Source organism: Kribbella sp. NPDC048915 (genome assembly GCF_040649595.1).
GTDB lineage: Bacteria > Actinomycetota > Actinomycetes > Propionibacteriales > Kribbellaceae > Kribbella.
Window position 1 is genome coordinate 1 of record NZ_JBEZFT010000057.1, and the last position, 17,084, is coordinate 17,084.

The window sequence follows — 17,084 nt, forward strand, 5'->3', positions numbered from 1 at the left end:
CGTGCTGTGCCGTGCTGTGCCGTGCTGTGCCGTGCTGTGCCGTGCTGTGCCGTGCTGTGCCGTGCTGTGCCGTGCTGTGCCGTGCTGTGCCGTGCTGTGCCGTGCTGTGCCGTGCTGTGCCGTGCTGTGCCGTGCTGTGCCGCGCTGTGCTGGACGACCGCGTGCGTTCCCGCACGGTGGGTTCACCCACGGTGTTGTGGGTTCCTGACCCGTGTGAAGGGTGCGGAACCCACAACACGGTGGGTGAACCCACCGTGTTGTGGAAACCCGGAAGCCCCGACGACCGCACCGCATCGCCGCGGCACCGCATCACCGCGGCACCGCGGCACCGCATCGCGGCACCGCATCACCACGGCACCACGCCAGGGGAGGGGCATCCGGTTATCTGGGTCCGCTGATTCGTGTGTGGGTTGGCTTCTGCCCGAGCAGATGTGGTCGCGGGGCGAGGGATAGCCGGGGTGATAGGGCGCGGTGATCGGGCGCGGTGATCGGGCGTGGGGTGATCGGGCGTGGGGTGATCGGGGCGTGGGGTTGTTGGAGCCGCGTCTGTGGAGGGTTTTCCCCCGTATGGCGGGTAAAAGCCTCCAGTGTCGTGCGGAAAACTCTCCTGGGAGAGTTTTCGCGGGTCAGCATTCCAAGGTTCCGGGAAGGTGTGCAAAGGTCCCGGGAAGTGTGCAAAGGTCCCGGGAAGGTGTGCAAAGGTCCCGGGAAGGTGTGCAAAGGTCCCGGGCGGGGTGCACTGTCCCGGGCGGGGTGCATTGTCCCGGGTGGCGTGCACTGTCCCAGGTGGGGCGCCCCGCGAGCCCACGGGCGGAGGGGGCGGGGGTTTGGGGCGTCCGTACCATGGGTGGGTGCCGTCGACTTTGTCTGAGGGGGAGGTTGCGCCTCGGGACGGGGCGTTGCCGGATGCTGCTGTGCAGGAGGCGGCCGGGCGGCCGTTGGGGTTCTACCTGCATGTGCCGTTCTGCGCGTCGCGCTGCGGGTACTGCGACTTCAACACCTACACCGCGACCGAGTTGGGCGGTGGTGGTTCGCAGGCGTCGTACGCCGACACCGCGGTCGCCGAAGTACGGCTGGCACGGCAGGTGCTGCGGGATCTCGACCGGCCGGTCGACACGGTGTTCTTCGGAGGTGGTACGCCGACTCTGCTGCCGGCCGCGGACCTGGGCAAGATGCTCAAGGCTGTGCGCGACGAGTTCGGGTTCGCGCCGGACGCGGAGGTGACGACCGAGGCGAACCCGGAGTCGGTGGACCCCGCGTATCTGGAGGGGTTGCTGGAGGCCGGATTCACCCGCGTGAGCTTCGGGATGCAGAGCGCGGCGTCGCACGTGTTGCGGATCCTCGACCGGCAGCACACGCCGGGCCGCGCGTTGCAGGCCGTCAAAGAGGCAACGGCCGCGGGCTTCGAGCACGTCAACCTCGACCTGATCTACGGCACGCCGGGCGAGTCGCTCGACGACTGGCGTGCGTCCCTCGAGTCGGCGTTGTCGGCGCAACCCGACCACGTCAGCGCCTATGCCTTGATCGTCGAGGACGGTACGCAGCTCGCGCGCCGGATCCGTCGCGGTGAGCTGCCGATGCCGGACGACGACGACCTCGCCGACAAGTACGTGCTGGCCGACGAGCTGCTGTCCGCCGAGGGCCTGCGATGGTACGAGGTGTCCAACTGGGCCCGCAGTACGGCGGCGCGCTGCCGGCACAACGAGTTGTACTGGCGGGGCGATACGTGGTGGGGCGTCGGCCCTGGTGCGCACAGCCATGTCGGCGGTGTGCGCTGGTGGAACGTCAAGCACCCGAGCGCGTACGCGGAGCGGATCACCGCCGGCGAGAGCCCGGCGTACGCCCGCGAGACCCTCGACGCGGAGACCCGCCGGATCGAACGCGTCCTGCTCGAGGTCCGGCTGTCCGCCGGCCTGCCGCTGGACGTGCTGGACCCGGCCGGCCGCGCCGCCGTCGGCCGGATCGTCACCGCCGGCCTCGCCGGTCTGTCCGGCGACCGGCTGGTCCTGACCGACCGCGGCCGCCTCCTGGCTGACGCGGTGGTCCGCGATCTGCTGCCCTGAGAACTGATCAAAACTGATCACAATGACCTGTTGACGACTGTTGTGAACACCCGGCAGGCTACGGGGTAAGCGTTTACTACCCGCCGCCCGAGGAGTCCGCGATGCCGCCCTTCATCCGTCGTCGACTGTTGCTCCAGGCCGGGCTCGCCGCCGGCGCGCTCACCAGCCTCGGCCTGCCGACGCACGCGTTCGCCACTCAAGAGCCCGACGAGTTCGACGTCCTCCGCGCCCGCTGGGCCGAACTCGCCACCGGCGGAGCGATCGACGCCGCGGATCCGGCGTACGCCGGCGCGCTCGCCGGCCTGAGCACGCAGGCGCAGGAGCTGATCGACACGATGCTCACCGCGCCCGACCGGACCGCGTTGTGGCCCGACCTCCCGCTGAGTCCGTCGAGCGGCAACTTCTCGATCAGCTACACCCGCCTGAAGACGATCGCCCTGGCGCGCGCGACGGCGGGTACGACGGTGACCGACGCCGGCCCGCAGCTCGCCGCAGCACTCGACTTCCTCAACGCCACCTCCTACAACGAGACGCTCAAGGAGACCGGAAACTGGTGGTTCTGGGAGATCGGCGCGCCGCGCGCCCTCCTGGACACCTGCGTCCTGGCGGACGACGCGCTCACAGCCGAGCAGCTCACCAACTACCTCCGGGCCGTCGACCGCTTCGTCCCCGATCCGAACCGCCGGACCAACTCGCCCTCGCTCCGCGAGACCGGCGCGAACCGCGTCGACAAGGCACTGATCGTCGCTCTGCGCGGCATCGTCGGCAAGTCCGCGGACAAGCTGGCGGCCGCCCGCGATGCACTGAGCGACGTCGCCGAGTCCGGCAAGAACAGCGTCTTCACCTACGTCACCAGCGGCGACGGCTTCTACCGGGACGGATCGTTCGTCCAGCACGGCAACCTCGCGTACGTCGGAACGTACGGCAACGTCGCGCTCGGCGGCGTCGCGAACCTGATCGCCCTGCTCGGCGGCTCCACCTGGGAGATCACCGACCCGAGCCGCGCCGTACTCCTGGACGCCGTCGAGGCGAGCTTCGCCCCGTTCATGGTCGACGGCCGGATGATGGACTGTGTCTCCGGTCGCGCGATCTCCCGCGAACGCGCCGGCGACCACGGCAACGGCCACGGCACGACGTCGACCGTCCTGCTGCTCGCGAGTGGCGTGGCCGAGCCGTACGCGAGTCGGTACAAGGCGCTCGCCAAGGGCTGGATCACCCGCGACACGCTCGGCGATTACTTGCCCGGAGCATCGATTCCGGAGATCTCCCGCGCGCAGGCGCTACTGGCCGACGGTACGATCGCGCCCGCCCCGGCCGAGCCACGGCACTTCCAGTTCTACAACCAGGATCGCGTCGTGCACCGCCGCCCGGGCTGGACGTTCGCGATCGCGCTGTCGTCGAAGCGGATGGCCCGGTACGAGTGGGGCAACGGCGAGAACCTGCGCGGCTGGTACGTCGGCGACGGCATGACGTACCTGTACAACGCCGACCAGTCCCAGTTCACCGACGCCTACTGGCCGACGGTCGACGCGCACCGGATGCCAGGGACGACGGTGAGCACGAAACCCCGGCAACCCGGCGGAACGGGCGGCGGCACCGGCACGGTCGCCGCGCATGCCGAGTGGGTGGGCGGAGCGTCGTACCGCAACGAGGCCGGCGCGGTCGGGATGCACCTGATCAACCACGACAAGACGTTGCAGGCCCGGAAGTCCTGGTTCTGCCTGCGGGACTCGATCGTTGCGCTCGGCGCCGGAATCACCGGCACCGACGGTTTCGCGGTCGAGACGATCGTGGAGAACCGCAACCTGCACGAGGACGGCACGGCCGAACTCCGGCTCGACGGTGCCGCAGCGGTCGACGGGACGTACGGCGATCCGCGCTGGGCGCACCTCGAGGGCGTCGGGGGCTACCTCTTCCCGGCGGGCGGCGTACTGCGCGTGCAACGCGAGGACCGTACCGGATCGTGGTCGGAGATCAACGTCGGCAACGACACGGCCGGCTCGACCACACCGCACACGCGCCGCTACGCGAAGCTGATCCTGGAGCACGGTACGACGACCGGCGCGTACACGTACGTCGTTCTGCCCAACGCCACGCACCGGCGCACCGCCGAGCTCGCGGCCGATCCGGGGATGGCGATCTGTGCCAACACCGCCGACGTCCAGGCGATCACGTCGTACCGCGAGAATCTGGTGCTGGCGAACTTCTGGACCGCCGGCGCCGTGACCGAGATCGTCGGAGGCACCGGTGTGCGCGCCGTGACCACCGACCGGCCGGCTTCGGTCGTCATTGGCCGGCGCGGGCCGGTGACGACCGTCGCCGTGTCCGATCCGAGCCGTACCGCCCAGACGGTCCGCCTGACCGTCGACTGCCGGGCCGGCGAGGTGCTCGCCAAGGACCCGGCCGTCACGGTGGTTGCCACCGGCAAGCAGCTGGTCCTGGACGTCGCTGTGGGCGGCTCCAGAGGCGCCACCCACAGCATGTCCTTCCACTAAGTTTCGCAAGCAACCGGGGCCGGCCATCCAGGGCCGGCCGGGTCGCCGGGTGCTGGCAAGTTCAACCAGGAGGTTGTTCGATGATGCCGCACGCCCGCCCACTGCAGTTCACCAGGCGACGTGTCCTCCAAGCAGCCGGCGCCGGGGTCGCGCTGGCCGCCGTACCAGGTCTGGCCCAGGCCACGACCGGCCGCACCATCACCGTCCAGGCATTGCCGTCGGCGCGCACGACCGAGCTCGAACGGACGCAGAACTCGCTGAGCGCCAGCGAGCTCCGCACCACCGGCTGCTACCTTCCGGCGGACACCGCCCTCAACGTGGTCGTGCACGCCGGGAGCCTGGCGCCGACGCTCGTGATCGGCGCTCCCGACGCCGACGCCCGCAAGGAGTTCAAGTCCCCGCGGCAGTACCCGCTTCAGGTCGGCCGCAACACCGTCACCGACGCCGGCGGCGGAGTCGTGTACCTGAAGCTGATCGGTACCTCCGGTCAGGCCAAGGTGTCGATCGGGGACCAGGCGCAGGCGATGCCGTACTTCGTCCTCGGCCGCACCGGCGAGGCCGAGTTCCAGCGCCAGCTCGATGAGCGCACCACGCCGTACGTCGAACTCGTCGGGCCGCACGCGATGCTCACGGTGGAACGCGCGTCCGCACTGATCTACCGCACCGAGAACCACGCGCAGCTGCTGTCCACCTACGAGGAAATCATCGCGATCGAGGACGCCACCAGCGGGTACGACGGATCCGCACCGCAGCACGTCCGGCTGCCGCACCGGTACCACTTCGTCGGGTACCCGGCCGCGATCACCGGCGTCGGGGCGTACGCGACACACGGGCACATGTCGTTCCCGCCGCCGATCCAGGACCGGATGCTGACCGTGGAAGCGCTGCGGACCCGGGGCTGCAACTGGCGGAGAGCATCGAGGTGACGGTGGACGGGCTGCGTGTCACGCTGCGGTTCGCCGACGGCACGATGGAAACGGTCGAGCTGGGCCGGCCGGAAGCGGCTGCGGGCGAGGCTGATGGCGAGGCTGCGAGTGTGGCCGAGAGTGTGGCCGAGGGTGAGGAGGTAGGCGATGGCGGCGGAACCGCCCCGGGCGCGGGCGCGCCGGCGTGATCCCGAGGCGGCGCGGACGATCCGCGACGTGGCCGCGCGGGCCGGCGTCTCCACCGCGACCGTCTCCCGTGTTGTCAACGGCAACTATCCGGTCGCGGCCTCGACCCGGGCTGCGGTCGAGCGGGCGATGCGCGACCTCGGGTACGTCGCGAACGCGCACGCCCGGGCGCTGGCCGGGTCCACCGCCCGCATCGTCGGCATCGTGGTCAGCGAGATCGTCGACCCGTTCTTTGCCTATATCGCCCGTGGCGTCCAGGCCGAGGCGCTCGCGTCCGGCCGCCTCTGCCTGGTCTGCTCGACGCAGGGCGGTGAATCCGCCGAGCTGCGGTTCGTCGACCTGCTGCTGGAGCAGCGCGCCGACGCGGTGATCCTGGTCGGCGGCGCGGTCGAGGACAAGGAGTACTTCGCCGCGGTCGGACAGCGCGCCCGGCAGTTGGCGAGCAGCGGATCCAGCCTGGTGCTCTGCGGGCGGCCCGGTTTGACCGACGACGTCCCGGCGTACGCGGTGGAGTACGACAACACCGGCGGCGCGGCCGCGATCACCGACCACCTGCTCAGCGCAGGCCACACGAGGATCCTGTACCTCGGCGGCCCGACGGCGCTGTCCACGACGACCGCCCGGCTGCGCGGCTTCCGCCAGGCCTTCGCCGCGCGCAAGCTCGAGCACGACCCCGCCCTGGTCCGGACCGGCGCGTTCGGTCGGCAGTGGGGTTATCAGGAGACGCTGCGTGCGCTTGACGACGGCCTCGACTTCACCGCGATCTTCGCCGCCAACGACATCGTCGCCGCCGGTGTGTACGCCGCGGTTCGGGAACGCGGCCTGCGGATCCCGGACGACCTGTCGGTGGTCGGGTACGACGACGTACCGGTGGCGACCGAGCTGCAGCCGGCCCTGACCACCGTCCGGGTGCCGTTGGAGGAGCTGGGGCGGGCCGCCGTACGGGCCGGGCTGGCGGGTCAGCAGCCGAGCGCGGACCCGTTCGCGCACCAGCAGCCGATGACCACGCTGGGCACCGTCGTGGTGGTCCGCGACTCGGTCGGCCCGCCGCGCCGGAACTGATCACGCACAGCGAGCGCACCGGGTTTCAGCGCCCTGGGTGATCGCGAGGATTCGCTGCGTGAGCAGGGATGACGGTATGTCAGGACTTTCCCGGCGGTGGTGTCTCAGAGTGACGGTGCGGTGCTTGACATCTCCCGCGCGGAGCGTTGAGACTCAGCTCACTTTCGTGATCCGAGAGCGCTCTCAACTCCGTCCAAGTTCCAGGGAGCTTTTCATGCGGCCCAGTGCCCGCTATCGGCCCGTAGCCGGCGTGCTGGTGTGCGCCGCGATCCTGCTCGCCACCGCCTGCGCCGGCGACGGTACCCCTCAGGCGGCCAAGGCCGACAAGGCCGGGCCGAAGATCGAGCTCACCGTCGCCACCTTCAACGAGTTCGGCTACACCGACCTGTACGCCGAGTACGAGGCCGAGCATCCGAACATCTCGATCGTGGAGGAGCGCGCCAAGACCGTCGACGACCACGTCAAGAACCTGGACGCGAACCTCACCCGGGGCTCCGGCCTGGCCGACATCGAGGCGATGGAGGTCAGCTGGATCTACAAGTACCTGGCCAAGGAGGACAAGTTCGTCGACCTGCGCAAGTACGGCGCGGACGACCTGCGGAACCGCTGGCTGGACTGGAAGGTGGCCGGCGCGACCACCCCGAGCGGGAAGATCATCGGCTACGGCACCGACATCGGCCCGGAGGCGATCTGCTACCGCCGCGATCTGTTCGCGAAGGCCGGCCTGCCGACCGACCGCGCCAAGGTCGCCGAGCTGTTCCAGGACTGGCCGTCGTACTTCGCTACCGGCCGCAAGTTCAAGCAGCGGGTGCCGGACTCGGCCTGGTACGACTCCGCGGTGCTGACCTGGGAAGCGATGCGCAACCAGCTGATCGAGGCGTACTACTCCAACGAGGACCGGTTCCTCGGCAACGAGAACCCGTTGCTGAAGAAGACCTGGGACCAGGTCGTCGCGGGCAGCAAGGACGGCCTGTCCGCACAGCTGCCGGCCTGGAGCGACGCGTGGAACGCGGCCTTCAAGAGCGACAGGTTCGCGACGATCGCGTGCCCCGGCTGGCTGCTCGGCGTGATTCAGGACAAGGCGGGGGCCTACGGCAAGGGCAAGTGGGACGTCGCCGACGTGTTCCCGGGCGGCGGCGGCAACTGGGGTGGGTCGTACCTGACCGTGCCGGCGCAGTCGCCGCACCCGGAGGAGGCCGCCAAGCTGGCCGCCTGGCTGACCGCTCCGGAGCAGCAGGTCAAGGTGTTCAAGAAGATCGGTTCGTTCCCCTCGACGGTCGACGCGTACGAGGATCCGCAGGTGAAGTCGCAGGTCAACCCGTACTTCAACAACGCCCCGGTCGGGGAGATCTTCGTGAACCGCGCGAAGAACGTGATCCTCAAGCAGCACAAGGGTCCGCGCGACGGTGAGATCAACCAGATCTTCAGCGCGGCGCTGAACCGGGTCGACGACGGCAAGCAGGCGCCGGGCGTCGCGTGGAAGCAAGCTCTCACCGAGGCGTGGAAGGCGGCCAACACGCGGGCCGGCAGCTGACGACTGGCGCGCGTTCGCCCGGGGGAGGTACTACGGTGTGAACGCGGGTTGATCAGGCGCACAGTCGAGAACACAGAGGAGGGCCGATGAACGAGTCCGGTTCTCCGACCTTGGAGCAGGTCGCGGCACTGGCGGGGGTGTCGAGGGCGACCGTTTCGCGGGTGGTGAACGGGTCGCCGAAGGTGCTGCCGGACACCGTCGCCGCGGTCGAGCAGGCGATCCGCCAGCTCGGGTATGTACCGAACCGTGCGGCGCGGGCCCTGGTGACCCGCCGGACCGACTCGGTCGCGATCGTCGTCCCCGAACCGGACAGCCGGGTGTTCTCCGACCCGTTCTTCGCGCGCATGCTGAGCGGCGTCAGCCGGACCCTCGCGCCGACGTCGTCGCAGCTGGTGCTGCTGATCGAGCCGGCCGAGGCCGACGACCAGCGGCTGCTGCGGTACCTGCGCGGCGGGCACGTGGACGGCGCGATCGTGATCAGCCACCACGGCCGGGACAACGTCCTGCAGGAGCTCGCGCAGATGCCGCTGCCGATCGTGTTCAGCGCGCGGCCGCTCGGCGTCGACGTACCGGTGGCCAGTGTCGACGTGGACAACGTCGCCGGCGCCCGGACCGCGGTCGAGCACCTGCTGTCGATCGGGCGCCGCACGATCGGGACGGTCGCCGGGCCGCTCGACATGACGGCCGGTCTCGACCGCCTCACCGGCTACCAGGAAGTGATGAAGGAGGCCGGGCTGCCGGCCATGATCGGGTACGGCGACTTCACCGCCGACGGTGGTGAGCAGGCGACGTTGCGGCTGCTGGACGACCATCCCGATCTGGACGGGCTGTTCGTGGCCTCCGACCTGATGGCGACGGCGGCGCTGCGCGTGCTGTCGCAGCGTGGGCGACGCGTCCCGGCGGATGTGGCCGTGGTCGGCTTCGACGACTCGGTGCTCGCCACCACGACGACGCCGAAGCTCACCACGGTCCGCCAGCCGGTGGAACAGCTCGGCGCCCGGCTGGCCGAGATCCTGCTCGCGAAGATCGCCGGCGCCGACCACACCGATCCGGAGATCTACGACACCGAACTCATCATCCGCGACAGTGCTTGATCAGACCCCGATCCCTCCGCTCGCCAGCAATGCTTCGGGAGACCACGCATGACGACCGACCATGAGATCCGGATCGCCCTGGTGCTGAACGGGGGTGTCAGTCTCGCGGTCTGGATGGGCGGCGTCACGCACGAGCTGGATCTGATCCGGCGGGCGTCCGGTGCCGAGGATGCGCCCGGCCCGCAGCCGTACGACTCGGTGCTCGCGGATCGGTGGCGCGAACTGTGCCGGCGCGGACAGGAACGCCGCCGCGTGGTGGTCGACGTGATCGCGGGCACGAGCGCCGGCGGGCTGAACGGCTCGCTGCTGGCGACCGCGATCGCGAACGGCTCGACCCTCGACCCGGACGGCGACGACGGCCCGTGGCTGCGGAAGAAATGGGTCGGCCTCGGGTCGCTCGACGTCGGCAAGCTGGTACCGCCGGCGGGCGTGCGGTCGACGTCGGTCCTCGACGGCAACTACTTCCTGCGCCAGCTCGAGGAACTGCTGAAGGGCGTCGCCGCCGCGGGAGACCGGTCCGCCGAGGAGCCGGTCACATTGTTCGTCACCGCGTCGGGCCTGGGGGTGCAGCAGTTCGAGGCGCGGGACGCCGCCGGCCAGGCATTCGTCGTTCCCGATCATCGGTACCTGTTCGGCTTCACGAGTGAGAACGCGCCGACGTACGACGGAGCGCGGCGAGAGTTCACCGTCACGGCGAAGAACGCCCTGAAGGACACCGACCTGCTGGCGCGCGCGGCCCGGGCGTCCGCGTCGTTCCCGGCCGCGTTCGGTCCGGTGCTCGAGACCCCCGAGCTGGCCGCGCAACCGCCGCGCATCCAGCCCGGCCCGGCCGAGGGCGGTTCCTGGCTGATCGACGGCGGCGTACTCGACAACGCCCCGTTCGGGCCGGTGCTGGACGTCGTGGCGCGGCGCCCGGTCACCAGTAAGGCGACCCGCTACGTGCTGTATGTCGTACCGTCGGCCGGCATCGGACACGCGTCGACCGCGCTGCCAGGGTCGGAGGAGCCGAGCTGGCGGGTCGCGGCGCTGTCCGCGGTGCAGTACCCCCGTGAGGTGGACTTCCGCTCCGACGTCGAGCAGCTCGAACACCTGCTGCTGGAGGCGGACGCGTCCTGGTCCGACACCCAGCGCCTGTTCGATCGTTGCCTGACGCAACCAGAGGAGCGGGCGCGATTGACGGCCGCGGCCACGGCGTTGCAGCCGACGTACTCGCGCGGCCGCGCAGCGGGTGGCGTGTGGGAGGCCGTGACGATCGCGAGCCACGACCAGTCGACCGTCCTGGATGCCGCGACCGCACTGTCGGAGTCGGAGATCGACGAGATCTTGAAGACCGAGCACCCGTGGGTGCCCGCGCCGGACGGCTCGACCGCGGCGCTCCGCAACGACACCGACGGGAACCCGAACTGGCTGTGGGGGACCGGCGCGGCCGAGCGCATCGTCCGGCTGATCCTGCGTTCGCTGCGCAACCAGGTCAGCGCGGCCGCGCAGGACGAGCGCGCCGACCTGGAGAAGCAGCTCAGCGCGGCGAGCGACTGCCTGCTGAAGGTCCAGGCCGTTCGCGACGCGTTGACCGCCGAGCTCGCCGACGCCGACCTCGACCTGCGTCCGGCCGGCGGCGGTGAAGCGGTCGCGGTCGGGCTGAACGACATCTTCGAACAGTTGCAGATCCAGCGGGCGCTCGGGGACGCGTTCGCCGCCTTGATCGCCGAGGTCGGTCAAGAGCTCGTCGACACCGCGCTCGAGGTCGAGATCGTCTCGCGCTGTACGTCGGCGCGCACGCCGCAGCAGCGCAGCGCCCCGTTCCAGTTCCTCCGCCTCGGGCCGGACATCCCGCTCGCCGTCCTCGACGACCTGCCGGAAGGGACGGTCGCCGACCAGCTGAAGGACCGCATCCTGTACGGCAGCCAGGTCGGCCACTTCGGTGCCTTCGGCGCCGCGGACTGGCGGCGCTGGGACTGGCTGATGGGCCGGCTGCACAGCGTCGCGCACCTCGGCGCGATGCTCGGCGCGGACGCCGACTGGATCCGCGAGACGCAACGCGAGGTGCTGCGCGCCGAGGGCTGGGAACTCGACGCGGTCGCCGAGCGGATCCAGCGGCTGGCCCGGGACTTCCCGGTCGACGCGGGGATGGGCGCCCTGGTGACGATGCGGGACGAGCTCAACGCCTCACCCGAAGGACGCGCGATCACCAAGGGCCTCGCGGACCGGATGGTCGACGTATCGAGCGGTCTCGGTCCGCAGGTCGGCACCTGGGTCAAGGCGGTGGCCGGCCGCAAGCAGCAGCCCGCCTCGTGGCTGCTGCGGACCGCTCGCTGGTTCACCGAGCCCGCCCGGCAGGCGGTCTGGGAGCGACTGGTCCGCGGTGCGAAGCTGAGCCCGGCCCGGCGGCCGTGGATCTTCGAGCCATGGTTGCCTGCGGCAACGGCTGCCGCGGGCATCGTGCTGCTCGTTGTGGCCGGTCTGGTCGGCGCCGTACGGCTCCCGGTCGCGGCGTTGGCCGGCGCCGTCCTGGCGCTCAGTGCGGTGCTCGGGATCGTGACCTGGTCGGTCCGGCGGACGCGCCGCCGGATCCGCGCGTGGATCGAGCAGCGGCTGCCCGAGATCAGTCGAGCGTCACGAAATCGATGAGCTCCTCGACGCGGCCGAGCAGCGCCGGGTCGAGGTCGGCGAAGCTGTTCACCTTGGACAGGATGTGCTTCCAGGCGGCCGCCACGTCGGCCTGGTCGGTGGCCGGCCAGCCGAACGCCTGCAGTACACCCTTCTTCCAGTCCTGACCGTGCGGGATCCGCGGCCACGCCTTGATCCCGACCGACGACGGCTTGACCGCCTCCCAGATGTCGATGAACGGGTGGCCGACCACGTGCACGTACTTGTTCGACACCTGCGCGGCGATCTTCGACTCCTTCGAGCCCTCGACCAGGTGGTCGACGAGTACGCCGAGCCGCCGTCCGGGACCGGGCTGGAAGCGGTTGACGATCTCGACCAGATCGTCGACGCCTTCCAGGTATTCGACCACGACGCCCTCGATCCGCAGGTCGTCGCCCCACACCTTCTCGACCAGTTCCGCGTCGTGCCGGCCCTCGACGTAGATCCGGCTGGCCCGGGCGACCCGCGCGCGGACGTTGTCCACGGCCACCGAGCCGGACGCCGTCCTGGTCTTCTTGGCCGGACCGGCCTTCTTCGGCGGTTTCAGGCTGACCGGCTTGCTGTCCAGCCAGAACCCCGGTCCGAGCGGATACGTGCGGATCTTGCCGTGCCGGTCCTCGAGGTCGACCACACCGTGTTCCCAGCGCACGATCGCGCCGACGAACCCGGAGCTGGGCTCCTCGACGACCATGCCCTTCTCGATCTCGACCTCGACGGTTCGGCCGTTCTTGGGCTTGCGCCAGTCGCCGGCGAGGACGTCGTTCCCATACCTGTCAGCCACCGGACAACCGTATGCCGTGCCGGACCGCGGGGACCGGCACGACATCCGGGTGGTTCCTGGCGACAGGATGTATCGCCTACCGGGCGGTGGTCCAAGCGGTATCCGAGCGTGCGGCTCGCGGCGACCGGCGGAGACGTCCTGTTCGTTGGTACCTCAGGTCAGCTGGGGCCGAGCAGCGGGAGGCTCGGGCGTTGCGGCGTACCGAGGGCGGCGTACCCGCGGCGGATCGCGTCTTGCAGCTTGTCCACCGGCCAGGGCCAGTCCTCGGTGTGCTTCAGCGCGTCCTCGAGCGGCGTGCCGGCGTGATGCAGTGTCGAGATCGTGTTCGCGACCTTGCCCAGGTCGATCGCCTGGTTGTGCGCGAACTCGACGTCCACGACCGCGCCGTGCCCCGGAACGACCGTCGCGTCGGCCGGCATCATGCCGATCGCGGCCTGGATCGTGTCCGGCCACTCCAGCGGGAACGAGTCCTCGCCGTACGACGGCGGCGCCGACTCCTCGAGCAGGTCGCCGACGAAGAACACCCGCACATCCGGTACGACGACCACGGTGTCGCCGGAGGTGTGCGCGTTACCGACGTGCAGCAGCTCGACGCGGCGATCACCGAGGTCGAGCACCTTGGCGGCGGCGAACGTCGTACCGGCCAGGTTCTCTTCGGCCGCGGCGTTCTCGTGCAGGTAGACGGTCGCGTCGGTGAAGACACTGTTGCCGACCACGTGGTCGAAGTGGGCGTGAGTGTTGACCACCCACTTCACCGGTGCGTCGGTCAGCTCCCGGATGTGCTCACGGAGCTGCTCGGCCTCCTCGGCGGTGGCCCGGGTGTCGATCACCAGCGCGCCGTCGGCACCGACGACCAGGCCGACGTTCAGGTCCCATTCGTCGTACCGGCGGACCCAGGTGCGGTCGCCGATCTCGGCCCATGCGCTCATGGGTCCGACAGTACTTGCGCGGCTATTTGCTCAGTGCGTCGCCCTGGAGCACCTGGTCGCGGTCGACGCCGCGGAGCAGCAGCCCGATGTTCTCGCCGGCCTTGGCGGTCCGCACGGTTTTGCGGAACATTTCGATACCGGTCACCTCGACCTGCAGCAGCGGCTGGCCGGCCCGGGTGATCAGCACCTGCTCACCGACCGACACCGTCCCGGCCTGCACCCGCCCGGTCACCACAGTGCCGCGGCCGGTGATCGAGAACACGTCCTCGACGGTCATCCCGAACGACCCCACCGGCAGCGTGTCCTGCGGCCGCGGCGGCGCCGGGAAGCTGTTCGCCTCGGCGTGCCCGCGGACGAGCATTTCCTGCGGATCCATCGGGTTCGACCGCTTCCAGAACTTCCAGCCCATCTCTCGACCCTAAAGGTTCGATGGTCACCCCTCGGTCAGACAGGCCCGGGCGGTTGGCAACCCCTCGGCTGCGGATCTAGAGTCGCAACAGTTCCGATCGGAATCTCGAAACTTTCGAAGGGTGGCCGGTGTGACGACACGACGTGCTGTGGTGGTCCGGGGCGGCTGGGAAGGGCACTCGCCGGTCGAGGCGACCGACCTGTTCATCCCGTTCCTCAAGGAGAACGGGTACGACGTCACCGTCTCCGACTCGACCGCCGCCTATCTGGACCTGGACGGCGTCGATCTGGTGCTGCAGTGCGTCACGATGAGCACCATCGAGACGGACCACTTCAAGGGCCTCGAGGCCGCGATCCGGCGCGGTACCGGGTTCGCCGGCTGGCACGGCGGGATCGCGGACTCGTTCCGCGACAACGCCGACTACAGCTTCATCACCGGCGGGCAGTTCATCTCGCACCCGCACGGGTTCACCGACTACCGGGTGAACATCCTGCCCGAGCAGGCCGATCACCCGATCGTGCAGGGCATCTCCCACTTCGACGTGCACACCGAGCAGTACTACGTGCACTACGACCCGACCAACACGGTGCTGGCGACGACGCAGTTCGAGTCGCACCCGGATTACCCGTGGATCGAGGGCGCGGTGATGCCGGCCATCTGGACCCGCACCTGGGGCGAAGGCAAGGTCTTCGTCTGCACGGTCGGCCACAAGCTGGACGACCTGGAGACTCCCGAGGTACGCACGATCATCGAGCGGGGGCTGCTGTGGGCGAGCAAATGACACGCGTTGGCATCGTCGGTACGGGCGTCATCTCCGGGACGTACCTCGAGCACCTCGGCAAGCTCCCGGGGGTCGAGGTGGTCGCGGTCGCCGATCTCGATGTGAGCCGCGCTCAGGCGGTCGCCGAGAAGAACCCGGGCGTCCGCGCGGTCGCGCCGGACGAGCTGTACGCCGCCGACGACGTCGAGATCGTGGTCAACCTGACGATCCCCGCCGCGCACGCCCCCGTGCATCAGGCCGCGATGGAGGCCGGCAAGCACGTGTACGGCGAGAAGCCGCTCGCCGTCGACCGCGCCGAGGCCGAGCCGCTGCTCAAGTACGCCGCCGCGAACAACCTCCGCGTCGGCTGCGCGCCGGACACCGTCCTCGGCACCGGCACCCAGACCGCGCGAGCGGTGATCGACCGCGGCGACATCGGCGTACCGCACGCCGCGACCGCGTCGTTCGTCACGCCAGGGCACGAGCTGTGGCACCCGGCGCCGGAGTTCTACTACCAGCCCGGCGGCGGCCCGGTCCTCGACATGGGTCCGTACTACGTGACCAGCCTGGTCACCCTGCTCGGTCCGGTCCGCCGGGTCACCGCGCGCGCCGGCCGGTCCAAGGAGGAGCGCAAGATCCACACCGGTCCGCGGGCCGGTACGACGTTCCCGGTCGAGGTACCGACGCACGTCACCGGCGTCCTGGAGCACGAGTCCGGTGCGCTCACGACCGTACTGATGTCGTTCGACGTGTGGGCGGCGCGGCTGCCGCGGATCGAGGTCCACGGCACCGAGGGCAGCCTGTCGGTCCCGGACCCGAACAACTTCGACGGCACGGTCGAGATCGCGACGTCTGCGCAGCGTGAGTGGACCGAGGTCCCGGTGGCCGGCGGGTACGCTGGAGCGGGCCGCGGCGTAGGTGTCGCGGACATGGCCCGCGCGATCCGGCGCGGTGAACCGCACCGGGCCGACGGGGCACTGGCCTTCCACGTGCTCGACGTACTCGAGTCGCTGCTGGAGGCCGCGGTACAGGACCAGCCGGTGGATGTGACGAGCACCGTGGCGCGTCCGGCGCCGGTTCCGTTGGGAGCGTCGCCCGAGAGCGCCTAGACTGGCACTCTGAAGGACTGAGTGCCAAGGCCGGCCACGAGGCTGAGAGGGTGATGCGCGTGCTCGACGAACGCAAGCTCGACGTTCTCCGCGCCATCGTCGAGGACTACGTCGCCACCCATGAGCCGGTCGGCTCGAAGACGCTGGTCGACCGGCACAATCTCGGCGTGTCACCGGCTACGGTGCGTAACGACATGGCCGCGCTGGAGGAGGAGGGGTACATCACCCAGCCGCACACCAGCGCGGGCCGTATTCCCACCGACGCCGGGTACCGGCTGTTCGTGGACAAGCTGAGCACGGTCAAGACGCTGTCGGTCGCCGAGAAGAAGGCGATCACGTCGTTCCTGGCCGGGGCGGTCGACCTGGAGGACGTCGTCCGCCGTACCGTCCGGCTGCTGGCCCAGATCACCCGCCAGGTGGCCATCGTGCAGTACCCGTCGCTGAACCGGTCGAGCGTGCGGCACATCGAGGTCGTCACGATGAGCCCGCGCCGCCTGCTGCTGGTTCTGATCACCAGCAACGGCCGGGTCGAGCAACGGCTCGTCGAGCACCCGAACGAGATCGACGAGCAGGTCATCGCCGACCTGCGCTCGCGGCTGAACACGGCGGTGTCCGGGCAGCGGCTGACCGAGGCGACCGCGTCGCTGGCCGGCGTCCCGGAGCTGTTCGCGCCGCACGACCGCTCGCTGGTCTCGGCGATCGTCACCACGCTGCTGGAGGCGTTCACCGACGAGGTCGGCGAGCAGCGCATCGCGGTCGGCGGCGCCGCCAACCTGACCCGGTACGGCGACGACTTCGAGCGGAACGTGAAGCCGGTGCTGGAGGCGCTGGAGGAGCATGTCGTCCTGCTGAAACTGCTGGGGGAGGCGACCAACCCGCAGACGCTGACGGTGCGGATCGGCCACGAGAACCCGTTCGAGGAACTGGCCACCACCTCCGTGGTCGCCACCGGCTACGGGTCGAAGTCCGAGGCGCTGGCCACCCTGGGCATCGTCGGCCCGACCCACATGGACTACCCCAGCACGATGGGCGCCGTCCGCGCCGTCGCCCGCTACGTCAGCCAAATTCTGGCTGAATCCTAACGAAGACA

14 protein-coding genes are annotated in these 17,084 nt (G+C 70.0%); 11 read left to right on the forward strand and 3 right to left on the reverse strand.

What is annotated here, in order from left to right; translation table 11 throughout:
* Positions 1 to 851 precede the first annotated feature (851 nt).
* The 8 genes from hemW (at position 852) to AB0B82_RS24770 (ending at position 11,988) form a co-directional block, all read left to right on the forward strand.
* The gene (gene hemW, locus AB0B82_RS24735) at positions 852 to 2,063 is read left to right on the forward strand and encodes a radical SAM family heme chaperone HemW (protein ID WP_360172948.1); all 1,212 of its coding nucleotides are present in this window, start codon (positions 852 to 854) and stop codon (positions 2,061 to 2,063) included.
* 101 nt (positions 2,064 to 2,164) lie between these two features.
* Positions 2,165 to 4,558 (forward strand): polysaccharide lyase 8 family protein, encoded by a 2,394-nt coding sequence (locus tag AB0B82_RS24740; protein WP_360172951.1) that lies wholly within the window; start codon positions 2,165 to 2,167, stop codon positions 4,556 to 4,558.
* An 80-nt stretch (positions 4,559 to 4,638) separates the two neighbouring features.
* Entirely contained in the window at positions 4,639 to 5,484 is an 846-nt protein-coding gene (locus tag AB0B82_RS24745; RefSeq protein ID WP_360172954.1) for a M60 family metallopeptidase, read from the forward strand.
* Entirely contained in the window at positions 5,481 to 5,672 is a 192-nt protein-coding gene (locus AB0B82_RS24750) for a hypothetical protein (RefSeq protein WP_360172957.1), read from the forward strand. The genes AB0B82_RS24745 and AB0B82_RS24750 overlap by 4 nt, the downstream gene beginning before the upstream one ends.
* Positions 5,632 to 6,732 (forward strand): LacI family DNA-binding transcriptional regulator, encoded by a 1,101-nt coding sequence (locus tag AB0B82_RS24755; protein ID WP_360172960.1) that lies wholly within the window; start codon positions 5,632 to 5,634, stop codon positions 6,730 to 6,732. The genes AB0B82_RS24750 and AB0B82_RS24755 overlap by 41 nt, the downstream gene beginning before the upstream one ends.
* A gap of 214 nt (positions 6,733 to 6,946) precedes the next feature.
* Positions 6,947 to 8,266, forward strand: coding sequence for an ABC transporter substrate-binding protein (locus AB0B82_RS24760; RefSeq protein ID WP_360172963.1), 1,320 nt, complete (start codon positions 6,947 to 6,949; stop codon positions 8,264 to 8,266).
* An 86-nt stretch (positions 8,267 to 8,352) separates the two neighbouring features.
* Positions 8,353 to 9,360, forward strand: coding sequence for a LacI family DNA-binding transcriptional regulator (locus AB0B82_RS24765; protein WP_360172966.1), 1,008 nt, complete (start codon positions 8,353 to 8,355; stop codon positions 9,358 to 9,360).
* 48 nt (positions 9,361 to 9,408) lie between these two features.
* The gene (locus AB0B82_RS24770) at positions 9,409 to 11,988 is read left to right on the forward strand and encodes a DUF3376 domain-containing protein (RefSeq protein ID WP_360172969.1); all 2,580 of its coding nucleotides are present in this window, start codon (positions 9,409 to 9,411) and stop codon (positions 11,986 to 11,988) included.
* Here the strand turns inward: AB0B82_RS24770 and AB0B82_RS24775 are convergent.
* The 3 genes from AB0B82_RS24775 to AB0B82_RS24785 form a co-directional block, all read right to left on the reverse strand.
* A complete protein-coding gene (locus AB0B82_RS24775; RefSeq protein ID WP_360172972.1) occupies positions 11,963 to 12,832 on the reverse strand; it encodes a DUF3097 domain-containing protein in 870 nt (289 codons plus the stop codon). The genes AB0B82_RS24770 and AB0B82_RS24775 overlap by 26 nt on opposite strands.
* Positions 12,833 to 12,945: 113 nt before the next feature.
* Positions 12,946 to 13,716, reverse strand: coding sequence for an MBL fold metallo-hydrolase (locus tag AB0B82_RS24780; RefSeq protein WP_360172975.1), 771 nt, complete (start codon positions 13,714 to 13,716; stop codon positions 12,946 to 12,948).
* Positions 13,717 to 13,738: 22 nt separating this feature from the next.
* Complete coding sequence (locus AB0B82_RS24785; RefSeq protein WP_360172978.1) at positions 13,739 to 14,125, reverse strand: EF-Tu/IF-2/RF-3 family GTPase; 387 nt, start codon at positions 14,123 to 14,125, stop codon at positions 13,739 to 13,741.
* A gap of 130 nt (positions 14,126 to 14,255) precedes the next feature.
* Between AB0B82_RS24785 and AB0B82_RS24790 the strand changes: the two genes are divergently transcribed.
* The 3 genes from AB0B82_RS24790 to hrcA are packed head-to-tail and all read left to right on the forward strand — an operon-like array spanning position 14,256 to position 17,076.
* The gene (locus AB0B82_RS24790) at positions 14,256 to 14,906 is read left to right on the forward strand and encodes a ThuA domain-containing protein (RefSeq protein WP_360172981.1); all 651 of its coding nucleotides are present in this window, start codon (positions 14,256 to 14,258) and stop codon (positions 14,904 to 14,906) included.
* Complete coding sequence (locus AB0B82_RS24795; protein ID WP_360172984.1) at positions 14,903 to 15,994, forward strand: Gfo/Idh/MocA family oxidoreductase; 1,092 nt, start codon at positions 14,903 to 14,905, stop codon at positions 15,992 to 15,994. Before AB0B82_RS24790 ends, AB0B82_RS24795 begins: the two co-directional genes overlap by 4 nt.
* A gap of 59 nt (positions 15,995 to 16,053) precedes the next feature.
* Positions 16,054 to 17,076, forward strand: coding sequence for a heat-inducible transcriptional repressor HrcA (gene hrcA, locus AB0B82_RS24800; RefSeq protein ID WP_360172987.1), 1,023 nt, complete (start codon positions 16,054 to 16,056; stop codon positions 17,074 to 17,076).
* Positions 17,077 to 17,084: the final 8 nt, after the last annotated feature.

What these genes read in the sequence shown, in the direction of transcription:
- AB0B82_RS24740 (WP_360172951.1), top strand. Translation starts at nt 2,165, where the DNA reads ATGCCGCCCTTCATCCGTCGTCGACTGTTGCTCCAGGCCGGGCTCGCC.
- AB0B82_RS24745 (WP_360172954.1), top strand. Translation starts at nt 4,639, where the DNA reads ATGATGCCGCACGCCCGCCCACTGCAGTTCACCAGGCGACGTGTCCTC.
- AB0B82_RS24755 (WP_360172960.1), top strand. Translation starts at nt 5,632, where the DNA reads ATGGCGGCGGAACCGCCCCGGGCGCGGGCGCGCCGGCGTGATCCCGAG.
- AB0B82_RS24760 (WP_360172963.1), top strand. Translation starts at nt 6,947, where the DNA reads ATGCGGCCCAGTGCCCGCTATCGGCCCGTAGCCGGCGTGCTGGTGTGC.
- AB0B82_RS24765 (WP_360172966.1), top strand. Translation starts at nt 8,353, where the DNA reads ATGAACGAGTCCGGTTCTCCGACCTTGGAGCAGGTCGCGGCACTGGCG.
- AB0B82_RS24770 (WP_360172969.1), top strand. Translation starts at nt 9,409, where the DNA reads ATGACGACCGACCATGAGATCCGGATCGCCCTGGTGCTGAACGGGGGT.
- AB0B82_RS24775 (WP_360172972.1), bottom strand. Translation starts at nt 12,832, where the DNA reads ATGTCGTGCCGGTCCCCGCGGTCCGGCACGGCATACGGTTGTCCGGTG.
- AB0B82_RS24780 (WP_360172975.1), bottom strand. Translation starts at nt 13,716, where the DNA reads ATGAGCGCATGGGCCGAGATCGGCGACCGCACCTGGGTCCGCCGGTAC.
- AB0B82_RS24785 (WP_360172978.1), bottom strand. Translation starts at nt 14,125, where the DNA reads ATGGGCTGGAAGTTCTGGAAGCGGTCGAACCCGATGGATCCGCAGGAA.
- AB0B82_RS24795 (WP_360172984.1), top strand. Translation starts at nt 14,903, where the DNA reads ATGACACGCGTTGGCATCGTCGGTACGGGCGTCATCTCCGGGACGTAC.